The organism is Stenotrophomonas sp. YJH_SMC_91, from assembly GCF_059368495.1.
This window is the reverse complement of the sequence record NZ_JCAFRT010000020.1, coordinates 50929-67631: the sequence shown is the minus strand read 5'-3', so window position 1 is coordinate 67631 and position 16703 is coordinate 50929. Positions and strand designations below refer to the sequence as shown.

At 64.0% G+C, this 16703-nt stretch carries 19 protein-coding genes; 10 read left to right on the top strand and 9 right to left on the bottom strand.

The features are described from left to right. Positions 1 to 114: IS3 family transposase (locus tag AC5P5X_RS18665; protein ID WP_495216008.1), on the top strand; the 114-nt coding region annotated here is incomplete at its 5' end. 4 nt (positions 115 to 118) lie between these two features. On the opposite strand, the gene AC5P5X_RS18660 is transcribed toward AC5P5X_RS18665, so the two are convergent. Then, positions 119 to 316: a DUF3693 domain-containing protein gene (locus AC5P5X_RS18660; protein WP_495216030.1), complete on the bottom strand. Its 198-nt coding sequence runs from the start codon at positions 314 to 316 to the stop codon at positions 119 to 121. A 309-nt stretch (positions 317 to 625) separates the two neighbouring features. Continuing rightward, positions 626 to 1381, bottom strand: a complete 756-nt coding sequence (locus tag AC5P5X_RS18655) for a hypothetical protein (protein WP_111189781.1) — start codon at positions 1379 to 1381, stop codon at positions 626 to 628. Between the two features lie 41 nt (positions 1382 to 1422). Here AC5P5X_RS18655 and AC5P5X_RS18650 point away from each other — a divergent pair, with 41 nt between their 5' ends. Genes AC5P5X_RS18650 through AC5P5X_RS18640 form a run of 3 tightly spaced genes read left to right on the top strand, consistent with a single transcriptional unit; the run spans position 1423 to position 3459 of the window. Further along, positions 1423 to 1821: a hypothetical protein gene (locus AC5P5X_RS18650; protein ID WP_111189782.1), complete on the top strand. Its 399-nt coding sequence runs from the start codon at positions 1423 to 1425 to the stop codon at positions 1819 to 1821. Positions 1822 to 1837: 16 nt separating this feature from the next. Continuing rightward, on the top strand, positions 1838 to 2275 hold the full coding sequence (locus tag AC5P5X_RS18645; protein ID WP_181453878.1) for a hypothetical protein: 438 nt from the start codon (positions 1838 to 1840) through the stop codon (positions 2273 to 2275). Next, a complete protein-coding gene (locus AC5P5X_RS18640) occupies positions 2242 to 3459 on the top strand; it encodes a zonular occludens toxin domain-containing protein (protein ID WP_258391121.1) in 1218 nt (405 codons plus the stop codon). Before AC5P5X_RS18645 ends, AC5P5X_RS18640 begins: the two co-directional genes overlap by 34 nt. Here AC5P5X_RS18640 and AC5P5X_RS18635 read toward each other — a convergent pair whose 3' ends face one another. Further along, complete coding sequence (locus AC5P5X_RS18635) at positions 3460 to 4128, bottom strand: hypothetical protein (protein WP_146257438.1); 669 nt, start codon at positions 4126 to 4128, stop codon at positions 3460 to 3462. It abuts the gene before it with no gap. A gap of 118 nt (positions 4129 to 4246) precedes the next feature. Here AC5P5X_RS18635 and AC5P5X_RS18630 point away from each other — a divergent pair, with 118 nt between their 5' ends. Beyond that, the gene (locus tag AC5P5X_RS18630; RefSeq protein ID WP_227415844.1) at positions 4247 to 4654 is read left to right on the top strand and encodes a hypothetical protein; all 408 of its coding nucleotides are present in this window, start codon (positions 4247 to 4249) and stop codon (positions 4652 to 4654) included. A gap of 36 nt (positions 4655 to 4690) precedes the next feature. Here AC5P5X_RS18630 and AC5P5X_RS18625 read toward each other — a convergent pair whose 3' ends face one another. Beyond that, positions 4691 to 5050 (bottom strand): DUF3653 domain-containing protein, encoded by a 360-nt coding sequence (locus AC5P5X_RS18625; RefSeq protein ID WP_111189785.1) that lies wholly within the window; start codon positions 5048 to 5050, stop codon positions 4691 to 4693. A gap of 531 nt (positions 5051 to 5581) precedes the next feature. Further along, on the bottom strand, positions 5582 to 6013 hold the full coding sequence (gene nudI, locus AC5P5X_RS18620) for a nucleoside triphosphatase NudI (protein ID WP_043033528.1): 432 nt from the start codon (positions 6011 to 6013) through the stop codon (positions 5582 to 5584). A 180-nt stretch (positions 6014 to 6193) separates the two neighbouring features. Here nudI and AC5P5X_RS18615 point away from each other — a divergent pair, with 180 nt between their 5' ends. Together AC5P5X_RS18615 and AC5P5X_RS18610 are read left to right on the top strand one after the other, a co-directional pair. Continuing rightward, complete coding sequence (locus AC5P5X_RS18615) at positions 6194 to 8389, top strand: AsmA family protein (protein WP_043033620.1); 2196 nt, start codon at positions 6194 to 6196, stop codon at positions 8387 to 8389. An 87-nt stretch (positions 8390 to 8476) separates the two neighbouring features. Beyond that, on the top strand, positions 8477 to 8962 hold the full coding sequence (locus AC5P5X_RS18610) for a TspO/MBR family protein (protein ID WP_043033530.1): 486 nt from the start codon (positions 8477 to 8479) through the stop codon (positions 8960 to 8962). Between the two features lie 10 nt (positions 8963 to 8972). Here the strand turns inward: AC5P5X_RS18610 and AC5P5X_RS18605 are convergent, their stop codons facing one another. Next, positions 8973 to 9266, bottom strand: a complete 294-nt coding sequence (locus tag AC5P5X_RS18605) for a hypothetical protein (protein WP_033835164.1) — start codon at positions 9264 to 9266, stop codon at positions 8973 to 8975. Positions 9267 to 9516: 250 nt separating this feature from the next. On the opposite strand from AC5P5X_RS18605, the gene AC5P5X_RS18600 reads away from it, so the two are divergent. From AC5P5X_RS18600 to AC5P5X_RS18590, 3 genes are read left to right on the top strand one after another with little or no spacing between them, the layout of a single operon-like run. Then, positions 9517 to 11754 carry an ATP-binding protein gene (locus tag AC5P5X_RS18600; protein ID WP_495216029.1) on the top strand — a complete coding sequence of 746 codons (2238 nt, stop codon included), beginning with the start codon at positions 9517 to 9519 and terminating at the stop codon, positions 11752 to 11754. Beyond that, on the top strand, positions 11751 to 12218 hold the full coding sequence (locus AC5P5X_RS18595; protein WP_495216028.1) for a response regulator: 468 nt from the start codon (positions 11751 to 11753) through the stop codon (positions 12216 to 12218). The genes AC5P5X_RS18600 and AC5P5X_RS18595 overlap by 4 nt, the downstream gene beginning before the upstream one ends. After that, complete coding sequence (locus AC5P5X_RS18590) at positions 12211 to 14610, top strand: response regulator (RefSeq protein WP_495216027.1); 2400 nt, start codon at positions 12211 to 12213, stop codon at positions 14608 to 14610. The genes AC5P5X_RS18595 and AC5P5X_RS18590 overlap by 8 nt, the downstream gene beginning before the upstream one ends. Positions 14611 to 14612: 2 nt before the next feature. Here the strand turns inward: AC5P5X_RS18590 and AC5P5X_RS18585 are convergent, their stop codons facing one another. Genes AC5P5X_RS18585 through AC5P5X_RS18575 form a run of 3 tightly spaced genes read right to left on the bottom strand, consistent with a single transcriptional unit; the run spans position 14613 to position 16611 of the window. Further along, entirely contained in the window at positions 14613 to 15305 is a 693-nt protein-coding gene (locus AC5P5X_RS18585; RefSeq protein ID WP_099473174.1) for a Rossmann-fold NAD(P)-binding domain-containing protein, read from the bottom strand. A gap of 11 nt (positions 15306 to 15316) precedes the next feature. Beyond that, complete coding sequence (locus AC5P5X_RS18580; protein ID WP_495216026.1) at positions 15317 to 15991, bottom strand: ChrR family anti-sigma-E factor; 675 nt, start codon at positions 15989 to 15991, stop codon at positions 15317 to 15319. After that, complete coding sequence (locus AC5P5X_RS18575) at positions 15988 to 16611, bottom strand: sigma-70 family RNA polymerase sigma factor (RefSeq protein ID WP_005409629.1); 624 nt, start codon at positions 16609 to 16611, stop codon at positions 15988 to 15990. The genes AC5P5X_RS18580 and AC5P5X_RS18575 overlap by 4 nt, the downstream gene beginning before the upstream one ends. Between the last annotated feature and the right edge of the window lie 92 nt (positions 16612 to 16703).

Here is a 16703-nt window from a genome sequence, read left to right as displayed (position 1 = left end):
TCGGACGTGTTCGACTACATCGAGATGTTCTACAACCCGATCCGCCGGCATGGTTCCGCTGGCGGCGTGTCACCGGTAGAGTTTGAAAGGCGCTACGCGCAGAGCGGCAACTGAGTGTCTACAGAACTCTGGCCGGTCCACGGCATAGCCTGTCGCGGAGCAGGGCGAACCCAACAGCCAGACGCAGTGCCATTGCCGTGGCAGCGAGCTTCCGCCAAACGGCCCTCTCCTCCCGGCTGATGCCCCGTGCCTCGCCGACGACCCCCAGGACACGCGCTAGCGGAATTCCACTCAGTCCGGCGATGGTTGCGCACACCACTGGCTCGGGCAGGACCCTTGCATGCCTGTAGTTACTGATCGCTGAGCGACCTACGACAAGAGCCGCTGCGAGTTGCTTGTCGCTGCTTACCCCGCCGCAACCTTGCACGCGTCGAGCAGCGAATTGATGTCCTGCATGTTCATGCCCCTTGACAGGCTGTGTTCAAGGGGAATGTACGTGCACCCGATGTTCATTGACTCCCGGAACATCCCCGTCACCCGCACACCAAGGCCGCTGGCGGGCTCTCTTGGGGACTGAGGCAGGGAGGGGGGGCTGGAACTTCGCGTAAGCAATCACGGATTCACGCTATTCGCGAGTGAGCTTGCGGTCCTCTGCCGCAAGGCGTGTTTCCAGCGAATCAATGAGGATCTTGACCTTCTGCGTGTCTTCGTTCAGCGCGGCCTGCATCTTCTTCAAGCTAGCCTCCGCGCGTTCGGCAAATTTCAGCACATCATCCAGCAACCGGTCGCTGCGCCTGTCGTTGGGATCGATCACCGCTTGCCGCAAAGAACCGTCATAGAGCGCAATAAACTCACGAACGCGATTAAGTTCGTAGTGAGCTTTAGCAGCAATATTGGCGACGGCATCACCGACGACGTTCTGCTCGTCCGTCCCCCATTCCATATCGACAATATGGTCAGCCACGCGCTTCAGGATCGGATGGGCCTTGGCGCTGGTTCTATTTTCCGTTTGCCTGAGTCGTTGGCCGGCCTTAAACAGCTGAAGTTGCATTGTCAATGCCCAGCGCGATATCTGCTTGAGGCGCGCACGATCCATTTTCGCTTCTTTGAGGCGCTTTTCTCGACGTTCGTGCAACTTCAGCTCTCGATCTCCGGCTGCCAGGCGCATTGCTCCGAAGCCGATGACCCACGTGCCCACGGCTGCAAACCAATCTGCAGCAGAACCCGTGTCATCAAAAATAGTGAGTCCAAAAGGGCTGAAAAGCCCCGTGGCGATGACGCCCATGATCGCTATCAGCGAAGCCATGAGAATTGTGTTCACTGTCGAGGCACTGTGCCACGCAGCGCTCAGCCTTTTCCAGAAATAGATTTCCTTCGCCATAGCTCCCCCTGTGCCAGTGATATGAACAGGGGGATTCTGGCATGACTGAACCCGTCCTTGCGCTTGCGTTACTTGGGACTATTACGGCCGTCTCCATCGGTTCCGCTCGCATCGTGTCGTGGATGCTGGACCGGCGTGATCGTGCTGCCGTCCAGCGCCCCAAGGAAGCGGCCATCGTCGCCCACGCACACGCCGAACTGGCCGCGACGGGCTGGACCGCTCAGGGCAAAGTTTCCTACCAGTGCCAGAGGGGGCGTGCGGCACGAGCAGATTCCCCCTCGTTCGCCGAGATGGCGGAGTTCGATATGGGCGTCACTGCGTGCGCTGTGCTTATCGCGCTCGTCCTCGGCGGGGCAATCGTCTCCATCGTGATCGAGCAGGCATGGCTGGCGCTTCGTCGCCTATGGAAGCTTGCGAGGAGGCTCGCCAGCGGCCGTTGATCGCGCTCGCTTCCGGATGGCCGACGAGGGCGGCGCAGGGGGCTTTTTCCCGCTTTCGCCCGGTAAAAAGGGGCAGCGGGCGGCGGCGGAGAGTAGCCCGGGGAGTAACACGGGCCAAAAGGGTCAGCAGGACGCAATCATTGACTACCTGACCATTGTGGTCCCGCTCTCCGCCTTTAAGGAAGAGAACTTCAAGAGGCTGGACCTCCATTACAAGCTGGTCGCTACGCCATGGCCGCGCCAAGCGCCGCGACGGGAGGAAGACCCGACGCTCTACCGCCTGGACAAACCGGACGCTGGCATCGGCATTGCGACCGCAGGGAGTGAGGCCGGTACTGGCATCCGGGTCATCAGCGCACAGGGGGCGGTGTCCACTGCCGGGGGCACGCCGGTTCGGGTCTGCATCACATTCTTCCTGCATTGCGCGATAAGCGCTATGTCTACGTGCGCCTAAACGGGGTAGGGGAGAGCCTGGACAAGATCGCCGCGCACCTGGGCATGCCTGAAGAAGAGGTGCGCGAGCTGGTGCACGTGATGGGCGACAAGGAAGTGGTTGACTGGTGCGTATGCGACACCGACAACGATGGCGCCATTTCGCTCCCGCATATCGAGAAGCACGCACTGATCGTGATCGATGAGGCGCACGAGTACTGGCCGACCAATCGTGCCAATCTGCCCGAGCGCGCAGCAAACTTCTTCGCCAAGCACGCCCATATCAGCTTGGACATGGTGATCATTTCGCAGGACTGCAAAGACCTGCACCGCCTGATCATCCGCCGCATGGCGAAGAAGAACACGTATACCAAGCTCGACGCGCTGGGGTCCGATCAGCGGTATTCGGTGCGGTTCTATGCGGCCACTGGCACCGGCAAATATGAAACGGTGGGCACAGAGGTCCGCAAGTACGATCCGGCCATTTGGGAGCTCTACCACGGCGTGCAGCCGGGCATTGAGTCCAATGAGGTCTACAAGGGGAATACGCGCACTCTGTGGAAGACCTTGCGCGGTCCGGCAATCCTTATGGCGCTCGCGCTGATTGTCGGCGTCGTGATGCTGGGGCGGTTCTTTATCGCGGATGGCACCACGGGGGGAACGGACAAGATCAAAGGCGTTGTTGCCACGCAGAAGGCCGCGATTCCAGCCATTGCGCACGCCCCCGGCTCTCAGCCTGCAACGGTGGTGACAAAGGTGGCTGAACCTGCGAAGGAGAAAGAGCGCCTTCCAGCGGGCGTGCAGTACGTGCTGGACATGACTGCCAATGCCAGGGCGCGGCATGCCGGCTGGTATGGGCAGCGCGACATTGTGGAGTTTCGAGCTACGGGCGGTGGTCAGGTGCTTGATCGATTCACCACTGAACAGCTGTGGGCGCTGGGTTGGTCGGTTAAGCGCACCGAATTTGGCGTACTGCTGAGCGCTAAGGGGCACGAGATCATCGCCACGACTTGGCCCGTGGACCCGTTTGGCGAGCAGTCCGATGCTACGACCGCGCGCATAAAGGCTGCGGCGGGGTCGCCTGTGACGAGCGCGAGCGAGACACAGCCGACCACCGCCGCGGCGAACGGGAGCACCCTAATTGCAGTTGGGAAGCGCCCCTTGGGCACGTTCCCAGAGACGCCGCCTTATCCGGCCAGCTTCTAGCTATGCGTCCTTGGCGCTGCAGGCCTGTGAGGCAGTAGGATGCCAGGTCGCAGTGACGCCTGAGGAGTGAAGCTTGTCTACGTACTTGGCGAGGTGATGGAGCTTATTGGTGTAATCAACTAAGTCGCGCACTGTCGGGTCATCGAGATGGTTTGGTTCGTGCGTCATTCGATTCCGATCTTTCACCACTTCCTCAAGCATTTCGCGTTCGTCATTGGAGTAGAACCGGCCAAGCTTTTCGTGTGATTTTGCGGCGGCGCCATCAGTTGGATAGCGCCTAGGCTTTGCGAACTTCTTCCACAGCTCAAACTGCGAAAGTATTCCGGATCTAGCAATGATGGCCTCGATTCTCCGGGGACCGGTTCCAACGCCCGGAAGGCGCAGACCCTCATTCTCTGAGATGGGTTGTCCAGTGACTAGCTCAATGGCCCGCGCGAACTCGTTGCCCGTGTATAGATATGCAGGTATGGACAGTTCGCCCCCTTCAACAGCCGTAGTCAAAATGGGGCCGTCCTCGACTTTGACCGGATGGGAAAGGGATGTGAAACGCTGGCTTTCTACGATTCTTGCTGTGGCGACTGCCATGTCATGCGCGCGCATGGTGTCAATCAGCCACGCTGATGACAATTCAAGATATGAAACAAGGTTTGCAGCAAAGTCACGATTCATGCGAACACCTGCGGCGATGGCGGATTGATGTATACGGGGCAGGGTGGGAGTAACTTGGTCCGGTGCCCCAGCTTTGATGGCCTGGGAGGTAGAATGCGCTGAAGCCTATGAGGCCGATATGGATATCCGAATCGGAATTCTCGCACTGCTGCTTGCACTTCCTCACGCCCTCGAGGCGGGGGCGTTGCGTTCAGCGGTTGGGCCGCCGACGCCCCCCAGGGCGGCATCTGGCGCGCCGAAGACACATAACCTCGGCGCCGAGCCCCTGAAATGCCAGCAACATCTTGATCCACGCATCCGACTTTACTGCGCGGAAATTGAACGATCGCTCATCCAGAACGAAGCGCACCGTCAAGGGATACCGAGGCCATCGGGCGAAATTGTCCGCCTACCGGCCTACGGCAGCGCGGACGCCAAGCGTCTTGGCGCGGCTTGCATGGGCGGAACCGCGATGCGGCGCCTCAGCAACGGCTGGGAACAGTTGCGAAATGCCAAGGGCGAATGGCTGCGCTGCCGCGAGCAATAAGCCGGGGTGTAGGGGCGGCGCCCCTACGGAAGCGCCTCACACGCGCTGACGAGGCCTCGGCCCACGGCTCATGTAGACAACATTGGATGCCCCGGCGTCGGAACCGAGCGCGCCCACGCCGAACTGCCGTTCTCGGCGAATTCTGAGGGCTTCGGCTAGGTAGATGACACTAGATTTCGCCGTAGTTGACGCCTTCCGGGCAGCTGCAGCTCGGGGAGACGCCTCAGCCATCATCAGCCGCCATTCGCGCGCAATGTTGCAGGTCAGGGACCACCAGGCCATGTCGCATGGCTCAAGCTGATGACCTTCGGGGGTGAACATGTGTCCACCTTGGAATCCGAAACCGGCCCAAGGGCCGGTTAGGTCAATGCGATCATTGGGATCCATCTTGCTCATGCTGCGATCTCATCCTTGTCGGGGGAGCCAACAGGGAGGCAAGAGCCAAGCCAGAGCCGCAGCCATTGCCAGATCGAGCCGACGAACCGGATCACGCCCGATACAACATTTCGCATAATGTATATTATGTTCAAAGCATCCCCGGGGACGCTGGCGTACCGTTCGCCTCAATCCCCTCGCGGCCTGGCAGCTACGGCTTCCTCCATCGTCCGATCAGGGTCTTATGCATGCCCCAGGCGATCCAGCCGCAGACCAAGCCGACCCCCCGCGACAATGATCTCTTCCTCTTCAAAGGCGGCTCCATTCAGTCCTTGATAGGCCACGAAAGCCAACGGTCTCAATGACAGCAAGGCAAACAAAGCTGTAGGCGCCCAAAGCAGGACCTTCATCGTTCTCCCGCCTCCAATTGCATCGGCCGGTCACTTGCCCTGACAGGAACGTGATTTCCGCCCGGCGTGACGCGTCACGTTAATGGTCTATGGCAGTCCGCTGCCGCAGGCCCTCTATCTCAACCTGGCGCCCCTTTCTGCACTAGCTCGAAAGCAGCCCCTTCGCCAGAAGCGTGATTCGGGTCGCCGCATTGAGGTCGTACGCACCCAGATCCTTCGGTTCCACCCAGGCATGGGCATCAAACTCTTCGTTGATCGTAACGTCACGGTTCAGTGCTTCGCAGTCGAAGATCAGGTAGATCATGTGGATCTGCTCGCTGGAACCGTCCGGATAGAGCTTGGTGCGGATGTCGTCGCGGAAGGTCCATGGTTGAACGGCATCGATCTGCAGCGCGTGCCCCAGCTCTTCGCGGATCTCCCGGCGCAGGCCTTCCTCGATGCGTTCGGCGGGCTCCAGCCCGCCGCCGGACAGTCCCCATTGGCCTGGGAATGCACCACGGTCCAACGGCATGCGGCACAGCAGATAGGCGCCCTGGTTCTGGATCAGCGGGCATACGATGACGCGTTGTCTCACAGGGTCTTCCTTGGATGTTGGGCAGATGACGGAAGGATTGTATGAAACCCCGCGGCATCCCGATGGGTTGCAATTGATTTAGCGTGGCAGGTCACAACGAATCTGCGCGACGCGCCGGCTTCACACCCTGCCGCCGGTCACTTCGCAATAGTGCGGGGGTCCTCGTTGTTCGAGTGGTTCATGTCCCCTCCTCCTGCGCCCGTACATCACCTGCCCTGGCGACGGCGCATTGCCATCTACATCCTGCTGGGCTTGTATGTTGCCTACCTCCTGGCCGGCAACATCTTCCTCAACACCCCGCTGTTCGACCAGGTCACCAACCGCAAGCCGCACAAGTTCGTGATGACTACCGGCCCAGCCGTCACCTTGCTGCCCGGCCACGTGATCGCCTGGAACGTGCACATGCGCGGCCACGTCAACCACACCGTCTACGTGCTGCATGCCGACCGGGCAAGCGCCAGGCTGGCAGTCCTGCCGCTGTTCCAGCGCGAAGTTCGGGTTCCGCGCCTGCAGGCCACGGGCGTATCGGCCGAGATCAGCCGTGTTGAAGAGGCCATCCCGCCGCCCCCGCGCAGCGACCAGGGCTGGACGCTGCGTTTCGATGCCATCCACAGCGACAGCATCCGCAGCGCCCGTTTCGGCAAGCTGCTGATCATCGGCAAGGGTCAGGGCACGGTCGGCTTCGTCAAGCAGCTACGCGGCGGTCCTTCGGAACTGCTGGATTCAACCGTCACGTTCAAGGGGGCGGACACCAGCTTCGATGGCGTGCAGCTGCTGGGTGACATGAACCTGGCTGCACGCTTCAGCTACCCGCGCCATTACCGGGACCAGGCACCTGGGCTCGCCAAACTGAAGATACTGCATGCCCAGCTGGATGTTGATGCACGCAGCCAGGGCCTGCGCATGGATACGGATGCCACCACCCCGAAGATCTCCAGCGCACCGGTGCCGGGCCACCTGCAGCTCTCGGCACACCTGATCGCCGGCCAGCTGCAGCCCGGCGACCACGCTCTATGGCAGGTGCCGCTCTATCTTGGGGACGGCGCTCCCGATCGCGGCGTGCTGGCCCTTCAGCTCAATGTGGCCAATGACCTGCGCCTGCAGGCACGCCTGCCAGCCCGACCCGGCTCGGGCAGCGAAGTGGATGCGGACCTGCACGTCACCGGTCGTGACATTCCCTTCCAGGATCCGGCGCAGTTGCTGGAGCGAAGTTCCGGCACGGTGCGCGGCGAATGGACGTTCACCTCGCTCAACTGGATCCCTGCCCTGTTCGTCCGCAAGCCGTGGCTGCAACTGGACGGTGGCGGCACGCTGAAGGCCGACCTGCGGCTGCGCAATGGCGAGCTGAGCGAAGGCAGCACGGTGGACATTCCCTCTGCCGAAGCAGTCGCCGAGGTCGCCGGCGTCCGGCTTGCCGGTACCGCCAGCGCGCATGGGGAACTGAAGGCGGGCTCTCCCAACCAGGCCCTGCTTGCCGTCCGCCTCCCCCGCTTCACCGCGCGTCCCACCGATGCCAAGGACGTTCGGCTGTTCGATGGTCGTGATCTGGCGCTGGATCTGACCGGCGACGGTCGCCTGCAGGAGCTGCGCAAGGGCGTGCGCGCGCACCTGAGCTTCAGCGAAGCCACCATTCCAGATCTGTCGGCCTACAACCGTTATCTCGGTTCAAAACAGGTGCGCCTGCTGCGCGGCACCGGCTCACTCAGCGGTGATGCCACCCTCGATACCGATGGCCGCGTTGGCCATGGCACGGCCCGGCTGTTGGGGCGCAACGCCAGTGCCAAGGTGGCGGGGCTGGACATGGGCGGCGACGTCGACGTGAACGCTACGCTGCGCCGTGGCGACTTCAACCAGCGCCACTTTGATCTGTCCGGCACCACGGTCGAGCTACGCAACGTGCAGGTGGCGGGTACGGAGCGCGCAACCGCCTGGAAAGGCCGCGCGGCCTTCAAACGTGGCCGTATCGATGCGCAGTCGCCATTCCAGGTGGATGCCACCACGGATCTGGATCTCAGCGATGCCCGTCCGTTGCTCGCGCTGTTCGCAGAGCGCACCGACTACCCACGCTGGACGCTGTCCCTCCTCGATTCCGGTCAGGTGCAGGCACAGGCGACGCTGCGCTGGCGCCCTGGCCATCTGGTCATCGATGGACTGCAGGCCGAGAATGATCGCCTGTCGGTACGCGCGCGGCTGGATCTTCTGGAACAGCGCAAACGCGGCGATCTCTACCTGCGCTGGGGACTGCTGGGTGCGGGCATCGAGCTGGACGGTGACCGGCGCCAATGGCATCTGTCCAAGGCACGTGAGTGGTTTGATCAACAGCCTTCCCTGCTGCCGGCAAGCCAGGGCACGAGCGCCGCCGGCTCTTCAGACTGAGAAGGCCCGCAGCCTGCATCCATTCGCGGCCTCTGCGCGTACACGGGATCATGCGCATCAGGGATGCTGGACGGTATGAAGCGGAGTATGAAGCGGAGTTCGCAGGTTTTCGGGCTGCTGGGATGGGTGGCGATCACCTTCGTCGCGGCCGCCCTGGGCGCGTGGGCGTCCACATCCGCAGCCAGCTTCTACGCCACCCTCGATCTTCCCCCGTGGGCACCACAGGCCAGTGTCTTTGGTCCGGTGTGGACCCTGCTCTACGCCATGATGGCGATTGCCGCGTGGCTGGTGTGGCGCGAACGCGGCTGGCGCGGGGCACGACCGGCGCTGATGCTCTACCTGGTGCAGCTTGCCGTCAATGCGCTGTGGAGCTGGCTGTTCTTCGGCTGGAAGCTGGGCGCCCTGGCCTTCGTTGACATTCTTGTATTGATTGCGCTGGTTTGCGCAGCGATCGTCGCGTTTGCGCGCATCCGTCCGACTGCGGCGGCGCTGCTGCTTCCCTATCTGGCCTGGATCTCGTTCGCCTCGGCGCTCAACTTCGCGGTATGGCGAGCCAATCCCGGGCTGCTGTGATCTCCGCCGCTTACGCCTGGGCAACGGCCTGCGGGCGCCAGGTCCGCAGCAGGGCCGGCTTGAACGCCTGCTGCCCGCAGCCGGTAGGGCATCGCACCACCCGCGCCGCAGTATGGCTGACCAGGCCCTGCCCTTCTTCGGCCTTGAAGATCGTCTCGCAGGACAGGCAGCGGGCAACCAGCGAATACAGGTGCAGCAGCCGGCCACTGGCCGGGTCCTGCAGCGCATCCACATCCAGCAGTTCAAACTGGCAGCTGTCAGCCAGCATGCGGTACGGGGACAGGGGCGCGGGCTGCAGGTTCACGGGGCGGTCGCTCAGGGAAGTGGATCCACTCTAGGCAATGATCTGTCGAGCTGATGTGCAGCGTAGATGTATTCTTCGCGAAAACCTCAAGTGCTCGACCTCGTCCCTACATGAAGAATTCAGCTTGGACAGAAGCACGCTTCATACGCATACACTGGTAGGCGAATGCACGATTTTGCTTCACCATTGATGGGTACCGGATGTACCACTGGGCCTTCCAGCCATCCACGAATGATGAGTCCCGCCCTTGATGCCTTCTGCTGAGTCCGCGCACGACACTGCCTTGTCCAGTTGCGCGCGCGAACCGATCCACACCCCCGGCGCGATCCAGCCCTACGGTGTGCTTCTGGTCGTTGAACCGCAGTCCCTGCAGGTGCGCGAGCGCGCCATCAGCCAGCCCGGGCTGCTGCTGCAGTTCGGCGAACCGTTGATGCGGCACGTCAGTGAGGTGTTCGGCGGCGTGCTGGCGCCGTTCCAAGGCTTGTTCCAGCAGGCCGTGATCGGCAGCAGTGCCCATGTCGGTGCCGTGCATCTGGATGGCCACGGCCGGCATCAGCTGCTGGTGCACCGTTCCGCCACCGATCTGCTGGTCGAGCTGGAAGCACCGGTTCCGGGCCAGCCCGGCTCGCTGGAAGAGCTGTATCCGGCCATCCGCGAGCTGATGGCCGGCATCGAGTCGGCCAGCACCGTGGAAGATCTCTGCCAGCTGGCTGCCGCGCACATGCGCCGGCTCACCGGCTTCGACCGCACCCTGGTCTACCAGTTCGATGCTGGCTGGAACGGTGTCGTGGTGGCCGAGGATGGCAACGGCCTGTTGCCGTCCTACCTGGACCTGCGCTTCCCCGAATCGGATATTCCAGCACAGGCGCGCGAACTCTACCGCCGCAACCGGGTGCGCCTGATCGCGGACAACAGCTACACCCCGGCCCCGCTGATGCGGACCGAGGATCAACGCGACGCGCCGCCCACCGACCTGAGCATGGCGGTGCTGCGCAGCGTCTCGCCGGTGCACCTGCGCTACATGCGCAACATGGGGACCGGCGCGTCGATGTCGGTATCTCTGGTGCATGAAGGCCGCTTGTGGGGCCTGGTGTCCTGCCACACCGTGCAGCCACGCCGCCTGCCCTACCACGTGCGCACTGCCTGCGAGTTCATGGGCCAGATCCTGTCGCTGCAGATTGCGTTGAAGGAGCGAGCGCGTGCGATCGAAGAGCGCGTTGCCCGTCGTTCCATACTGGTCAAGCTACTGGGTCGCATGGCCGGCGACGAGGACTTCATGGCGGCCCTGCGCCAGGACGAGGCCAGCCTGCTGTCGCTGACCGGCGCGGCCGGCGCGGCGATCGTGCACAAGGGCGATTGCCTGCGTGTTGGCCAGTGCCCTTCCTCCAGCGACGTGCTGGCCCTGGCGAACTGGCTGGCCACGCAGCAGGCCGGCCAGGAAACCTACTGCACCGATCACCTGGCAGCCGACTGGTCGCCTGCCGCGCACCTCGCCGACGTCGCCAGTGGCCTGCTGGCGGTGTCCATTTCGCAGTTGCATGACAGTTACCTGATGTGGTTCCGCCCGGAAGTGGTGCGCACCGTGCGCTGGGGTGGCGATCCCCGCAAGGAAGCAGCACCGGGCGTGGCGCTGTCCCCGCGCAACTCGTTCGAGGCCTGGAAGGAGACCGTGCAGCAGCGCAGCCTGCCGTGGAGCGACGCTGACTGCGACGCGGCACACGAGATGCGCACGGCCATCGTCGATATCGTGTTGCGCAAGGCCGAGGAAATGGCCGAACTGAACGAGCAGCTGCTCCGCAGCAACAAGGAACTGGAAGCCTTCTCCTATTCGGTCAGCCACGACTTGCGCGCTCCCTTCCGTCACATTGTCGGCTATTCCGAGCTGCTGGGCAGCTCGGCGGGCGAACGCCTGAACGATACCGAGCGCCGCTTCCTGGACACGATCGTGGAATCGGCCAAGTCCGCCGGCACGCTGGTGGATGACCTGCTCAGCTTCTCGCAGATGGGACGCTCCACGCTGGGGCGTGTGCGGCTGGACATGACCGCGCTGGCCGAGGATGTGCGCCGGAGCCTGGCCCTGGACTACACCGGCCGCGACGTGCAGTGGACGCTCGCACCGCTGCCGGAGGTTGAAGCCGATCCGACGATGCTGCGCCTGGTCTGGCAGAACCTGCTGGCCAACGCGATCAAGTTCACCCGCGAGCGCGAACATGCAGTGATCGAGGTTGGTCACGAGCGAAACGACGAGGAAGACCACTTCTTCGTGCGCGACAACGGCTGCGGCTTCGACATGCGCTACGTGGACAAGCTGTTCGGCGTGTTCCAGCGCCTGCACCACGTCGAAGAGTTCGAAGGCACCGGCATCGGCCTGGCCAATGTCCGCCGCATCATCGGCCGCCATGGCGGCCGCACCTGGGCCGAGGGCGAGCCCGGCAAGGGCGCGACCATTCACTTCACCCTACCCCGCTCCCCAGGAGAACACCCATGAGGGACCTGCGGCCGATCCTCCTGGTAGAGGACAGCCCCAAGGATGCAGAGCTGACGATGGCCGCGCTTGAGCGCTGCCAGCTGTTGAACGATGTCATCCATGTACGCGACGGCGCCGAAGCGCTGGATTACCTGCGCTGCGAAGGCAAGTTCGCCGGTGCCATGCACGGCGGCCCGGTGGTGGTGCTGCTGGACCTGAAGCTGCCCAAAGTCAATGGCTTGGAGGTACTGGAGCAGGTCCGTGGCGACCCGTACCTGAGCAGCACCCCGGTTGTGATGCTGACCTCTTCGCGCGAGGAGCAGGATCTGGTGCGCAGTTACGAACTGGGCGTCAACGCATTCGTGGTCAAGCCGGTCGACTTCAAGGAGTTCTTTGACGCCATCCAAGGACTGGGCATGTTCTGGGGCATCACCAACCAGCCACCACCGCACCGGCCCAGCGGCTCGGGGCAGCACAATGGGTGATGGATCGCGCCGCAGCGAGCGCCTGCGCATCCTCATGCTGGAGGACAGCGCGCTTGATGCGGAGCTGATCACCGCACAGCTGCGGCGTGCCGGCCTGGAGTTCGAGGTCGAGCGCCTGTGGACGCGCAATGCGTTCATCGAGGCCATCGACAGCCGTGCGTTCGACGTGATCCTCGCCGACCACGTGCTGCCCGGATTCGATGGCGATGCGGCCCTCGCACTGGCACGCGAGCGGATTCCGCAGACCCCTTTCATCTTCGTCTCCGGCACGCTGACCGAAGAGCTGGCGGTGCAGGCGCTGACCCGTGGCGCGCGCGACTATGTAGTCAAGCAGCGCCTGCAGCGCCTGCCGGATGCGATCCGTCGCGCCCGTCAGGAAGCCCATGAGCGCAACCAGCTGCTTCATGCGCAGGCTGCGCTGAATGAGAGCCAGGCGCAGCTGCAGCAGGTGACGGATGCCGTACCCGCGCTGATCGCCCAGCTCGACAACGCGCATCGCTACCGGTTCGCCAACAAGGCGTTCCTGGACTGGCATGGATTCAGCCTGGCCGAGTTGCTGGGCCGGACAGCGCGCGATGTCAGCGGCATTTCCGCCTTCGAACACGCCCTGCCGAGCCTGGAACGGGTGCTGCAGGGCGAACGCACCAGCTTCCAGGTCGAACTGGTGCACCGCAGCGGCCAATCACGATTCGTGCAGATGGACTGCGTGCCGGAGCATGCGGCCGATGGCAGCGTGGCCGGCTACATCTGCCTGGGTAGCGACGTCTCGCAGCTGAAACAGGCCGAGCTGGCCCTGCGCGAGGACAACCAGCTGCTCGAGCAGCAGGTGCAGGCGCGCACGGCCGAGTTGCGCGCCAGCAAGCGGCGCCTGCAGGCGATCTTCGAATCCAGCTTCCAGCATCAGATGCTGCTGGATCTGTCCGGGCGCGTGGTGGATGCCAATGACGCGTCACTGGCCGCAGTACTGGCGGACAAGAAGGACGTCGTTGGCCAACGCTTCGGTGAATCGCTCTGGTTCGCCACAACCGATGGCATCGGCGCGCTGATCGATCGGGCCGTCGCTGCAGCCGTGCAGGGCCGGAGTTCGCTGCATTCACTGGAGCTGGAACTCCCGACCGGGCCGCGCAGCTTCGATTTTTCGTTCCGTCCGCTGCTGGATGCCGAAGGCGTGGTCACCGCCGTGGTCTCCGAGGCCGTGGAAACCACGGCGCGCCTCCAGGCCGAACACGCACTGCGCCAATCACAGAAGATCGAGGCGGTCGGCCAGCTCACCGGCGGCATCGCGCATGATTTCAACAACATCCTGACGGTCATCTCCGGCAACATCGAGCACGCCATGCTGCTGAACGAGCGCGCGGGCGAAGCCGGAGCGACGGTCAGCCGCGCCCTGGACAACGCGCTGAAGGGTGTCGGGCGTGCCGCCAGCCTGACCCAGCGCCTGCTGGCGTTTGCCCGACGCCAGCCGCTGCACAGCCAGGCCGCCAACCTCCACGAGCGCCTGCTGGACATGCACGACATGCTGCAGCGTGCACTGGGTGAGCTGGTGCAGCTGGAGATCCGCAGCGCCGAGGACATCTGGTGCGTGGAGATCGACATCAGCCAGCTGGAGGCCTCCGTACTGAACCTGGCGGTGAATGCCCGCGATGCGATGCCGCACGGCGGGCGGTTGGTGATCGAGGTCGACAACAGCCACCTCGACCACGACTACGCTGCCCTGTTCCCGGATGCAACACCAGGCCAGTACGTGATGTTGCGGGTGCGCGACAACGGCCATGGCATGGACGCGGCCACCCTGGCCCGCGTGTTCGAACCGTTCTTCACCACCAAGCAGGTCGGCCGCGGCACCGGGCTGGGACTGTCGATGGTACATGGGTTCGTCAAACAGTCCGGCGGCCACGTGCTGATCGATTCGGTGGAAGGCGGCGGCACCAGCATCACCATGATGTTCCCGCGCTCGCCGCTGGCCCTGCCCCGCGAAGCACACATCCCGCAGACCGGCCTGGCCGGCTACTCATCGCGCGAGGAAACCATCCTGGTGGCCGAGGACAACGACGATGTCCGCGCCCACACGGTGGATTCGCTGCGGCTGCTCGGCTACCGCGTGCTGGAAGCCCACGACGGCCCCTCCGCACTGCGGTTGCTGGAGCGCCCCGATACCAGGGTGGACCTGCTGTTTTCGGACGTGGTGATGCCCGGCATGTCGGGCTGGGAACTGGTCCGTCAAGTCCGCGAACGCTGGCCGGAAGTGGCCGTCCTGTTCACGTCGGGCTATCCACGTGACCACGATCAGGCGGGGAGCCAGGGACGCGCGGTTGCCCTGCTGCCGAAGCCGTTTACGCGAAGTGACCTGGCGCTGGCGGTACGCACTGCGCTGGAGGCCGCGCCACACTGAGCTCAGGAGGCCGGGTCGCCTGCGCCAGCGGCGATCCGGTTGATGTCCGCGCACTCCACCGTGGCCGGCGGATGCTCCCTGCCGGCCAGTGCAATCATCGCCTGACCGAGAGCCAGATTGCTGGTCATCAGCGATGGCGCAATCGCGCTGGCCAGCTTCATCAACGGCGCACCGCTCCAGTACAGGGGCTTCAACAGGGCATGACGGGTGCCGGTGCCCGGGACCGGCCTGACACCGCCCGGGCGCAGCATCACGGTGCGCACCGGCAGGCCCTGCAATGCGACCTCGGTCTCGCCCTTGATCGTCAACGGCATCAGCCGGCTCCGAGGGTCCGCGCCGGCACCGGATACATACAAAAAGCACCCTTCGGGATTCGCAGCCGCCCAGGCACGGGCCACCGCCAGGGTGGTATCCAGGGTCACGCGTCGGTACTCGGCCTCTGCCGTGCCAACCGGAGGCGCCCCGGCACAGTAGAAGCAGGCATCGAACCCGGCCAGTTCATCCGACCGGTCCTGGATACGCAGGAAGTCCGGAACGATCAGTTCGCTGCCGGCGCCGCTCAGACTTCCCGGATGGCGGACCAGCGCTGTCAGGCCGGACACCTGTGGTGAGCGTTGGCAGGCCAGCGCCACACCCTGCCCGACCAGGCCTGCGGCACCGGTCAACAGAATCCGTAATGCGCCCGTCCCGGCCATCGTCATCCCCGCTAGAGTTTCACGAAACGCTGGATCTTCCGCGCCAGCCAGCCACTGAACACCAGCGGCGCATCCAGCGCTGACACGCAGATGCAGGGGACACCGGGCGCGGTCACCGGTTGATGTTCCACGTCTTCGTCCAGATCTGCCACGTCACCCGGTGCGAACAGCCCCAGCGCATCGTTGTAAGAACCCCGCAGGATCTGGGTCAGTTCGCTGCGGGCATGGCTGTGCATGGGCAGGCATTTGCCCGGGGCGATCTTCAGCATGATCAGCGAAGGCATCTGCTCTGCACGGATGCAGTGCACGCCCGGCGCCATCCAGCGCCAGCGCAGGTCGCTGAGCGAGGCGCCGAAGTACGGATGCAGCGATGCAGGCAGATGGTCCGGATTGGCCTCGGGGCGCTCCTTCGGCACGGAGCGTGCGACCCCAGCCATGGGCACCGGCGCTTCCGCGGCCAGCTGCATCAGCATTGCCTCGCGCAGTTGTTCGCGTCGCGTCTCCGCTGCAGGTGGCTGGGTCTGCTCCAGCAGCACCGAGCCGATCGCTTCGGCGTCGCGCAGGCGCTGTCGGCAATGCGGGCACTGCTCCAGATGGGCACCGGCGACGATGCTCAACGGCGCCGGCAGCGCGCCGGCGGCATAGCTCATCAGGGTCGATTCGTGCAGATGGTGGTGCGGGTTCACAGCGCACCTCCCACTTTGGCCTGAAGCTGCAGAAAGGCGCGGCGCAGGTGCGATTTGACCGTTCCCAGCGGCATGCCCAGCGCCTCTGCGATCTCGCTGTGGCTCTTGGCCTCGAAATAGGACATCCGCACCAGCCGCGCCTGTACCGCGGGCAGTTCGTTGATGCGCTGACGCAGACGTGCCTGGTCGGCGAACTGCTCGGCACTGCTGCGCTCGATCACATCCAGTGTGGCAGCGTCCTCCACCGCTGCCTGCACCTGCATCCAGCTGCGCTCGCGACGGATGCGATCGATATGCAGGTTTCGCGCAATCCGGTACAGCCACGTACTGAGGGCGCCTTGGGCTGCGTCGTAGTCGGCGGCCCGCAGCCACAGGCGCAGCAGGCATTCCTGGGCCAGTTCCTCGGCGACGCCGTCGGGTGCACCCAGGCCGCGCAGGTACACGCACAGCCGCGGCATGAAGTAGTCATAGATCCGCATGAAACAGTCGCGGTCGCGCAGGCGCGCCACGCCGTCCATGTCACCGGCCCAGTTCGTCGGCTCGCTGCTCGGCTGCTGGGAACTGGACACGGTGCGTGCGCTATCGAAGTTGAGGAGTGTGCTGGCGGCGTCAGGGTACATCCGGGTTCGCGGCGGGCGGGTGAAGGTCTGTCCTCTGTACGCGCAGGGGCAGCAATTGGATGCAGACGGCACGACGCATCCAACCGGCCGCC

Excerpts from the sequence above, each read along its gene's own strand:
- AC5P5X_RS18655 (WP_111189781.1), bottom strand. The coding sequence starts at position 1,381 with ATGGCGAAGGAAATCTATTTCTGGAAAAGGCTGAGCGCTGCGTGGCAC.
- AC5P5X_RS18650 (WP_111189782.1), top strand. The coding sequence starts at position 1,423 with ATGACTGAACCCGTCCTTGCGCTTGCGTTACTTGGGACTATTACGGCC.
- AC5P5X_RS18645 (WP_181453878.1), top strand. The coding sequence starts at position 1,838 with ATGGCCGACGAGGGCGGCGCAGGGGGCTTTTTCCCGCTTTCGCCCGGT.
- AC5P5X_RS18635 (WP_146257438.1), bottom strand. The coding sequence starts at position 4,128 with ATGAATCGTGACTTTGCTGCAAACCTTGTTTCATATCTTGAATTGTCA.
- AC5P5X_RS18630 (WP_227415844.1), top strand. The coding sequence starts at position 4,247 with ATGGATATCCGAATCGGAATTCTCGCACTGCTGCTTGCACTTCCTCAC.
- AC5P5X_RS18625 (WP_111189785.1), bottom strand. The coding sequence starts at position 5,050 with ATGAGCAAGATGGATCCCAATGATCGCATTGACCTAACCGGCCCTTGG.
- AC5P5X_RS18615 (WP_043033620.1), top strand. The coding sequence starts at position 6,194 with ATGTCCCCTCCTCCTGCGCCCGTACATCACCTGCCCTGGCGACGGCGC.
- AC5P5X_RS18610 (WP_043033530.1), top strand. The coding sequence starts at position 8,477 with ATGAAGCGGAGTTCGCAGGTTTTCGGGCTGCTGGGATGGGTGGCGATC.
- AC5P5X_RS18600 (WP_495216029.1), top strand. The coding sequence starts at position 9,517 with ATGCCTTCTGCTGAGTCCGCGCACGACACTGCCTTGTCCAGTTGCGCG.
- AC5P5X_RS18595 (WP_495216028.1), top strand. The coding sequence starts at position 11,751 with ATGAGGGACCTGCGGCCGATCCTCCTGGTAGAGGACAGCCCCAAGGAT.
- AC5P5X_RS18590 (WP_495216027.1), top strand. The coding sequence starts at position 12,211 with ATGGGTGATGGATCGCGCCGCAGCGAGCGCCTGCGCATCCTCATGCTG.
- AC5P5X_RS18585 (WP_099473174.1), bottom strand. The coding sequence starts at position 15,305 with ATGGCCGGGACGGGCGCATTACGGATTCTGTTGACCGGTGCCGCAGGC.
- AC5P5X_RS18575 (WP_005409629.1), bottom strand. The coding sequence starts at position 16,611 with ATGTACCCTGACGCCGCCAGCACACTCCTCAACTTCGATAGCGCACGC.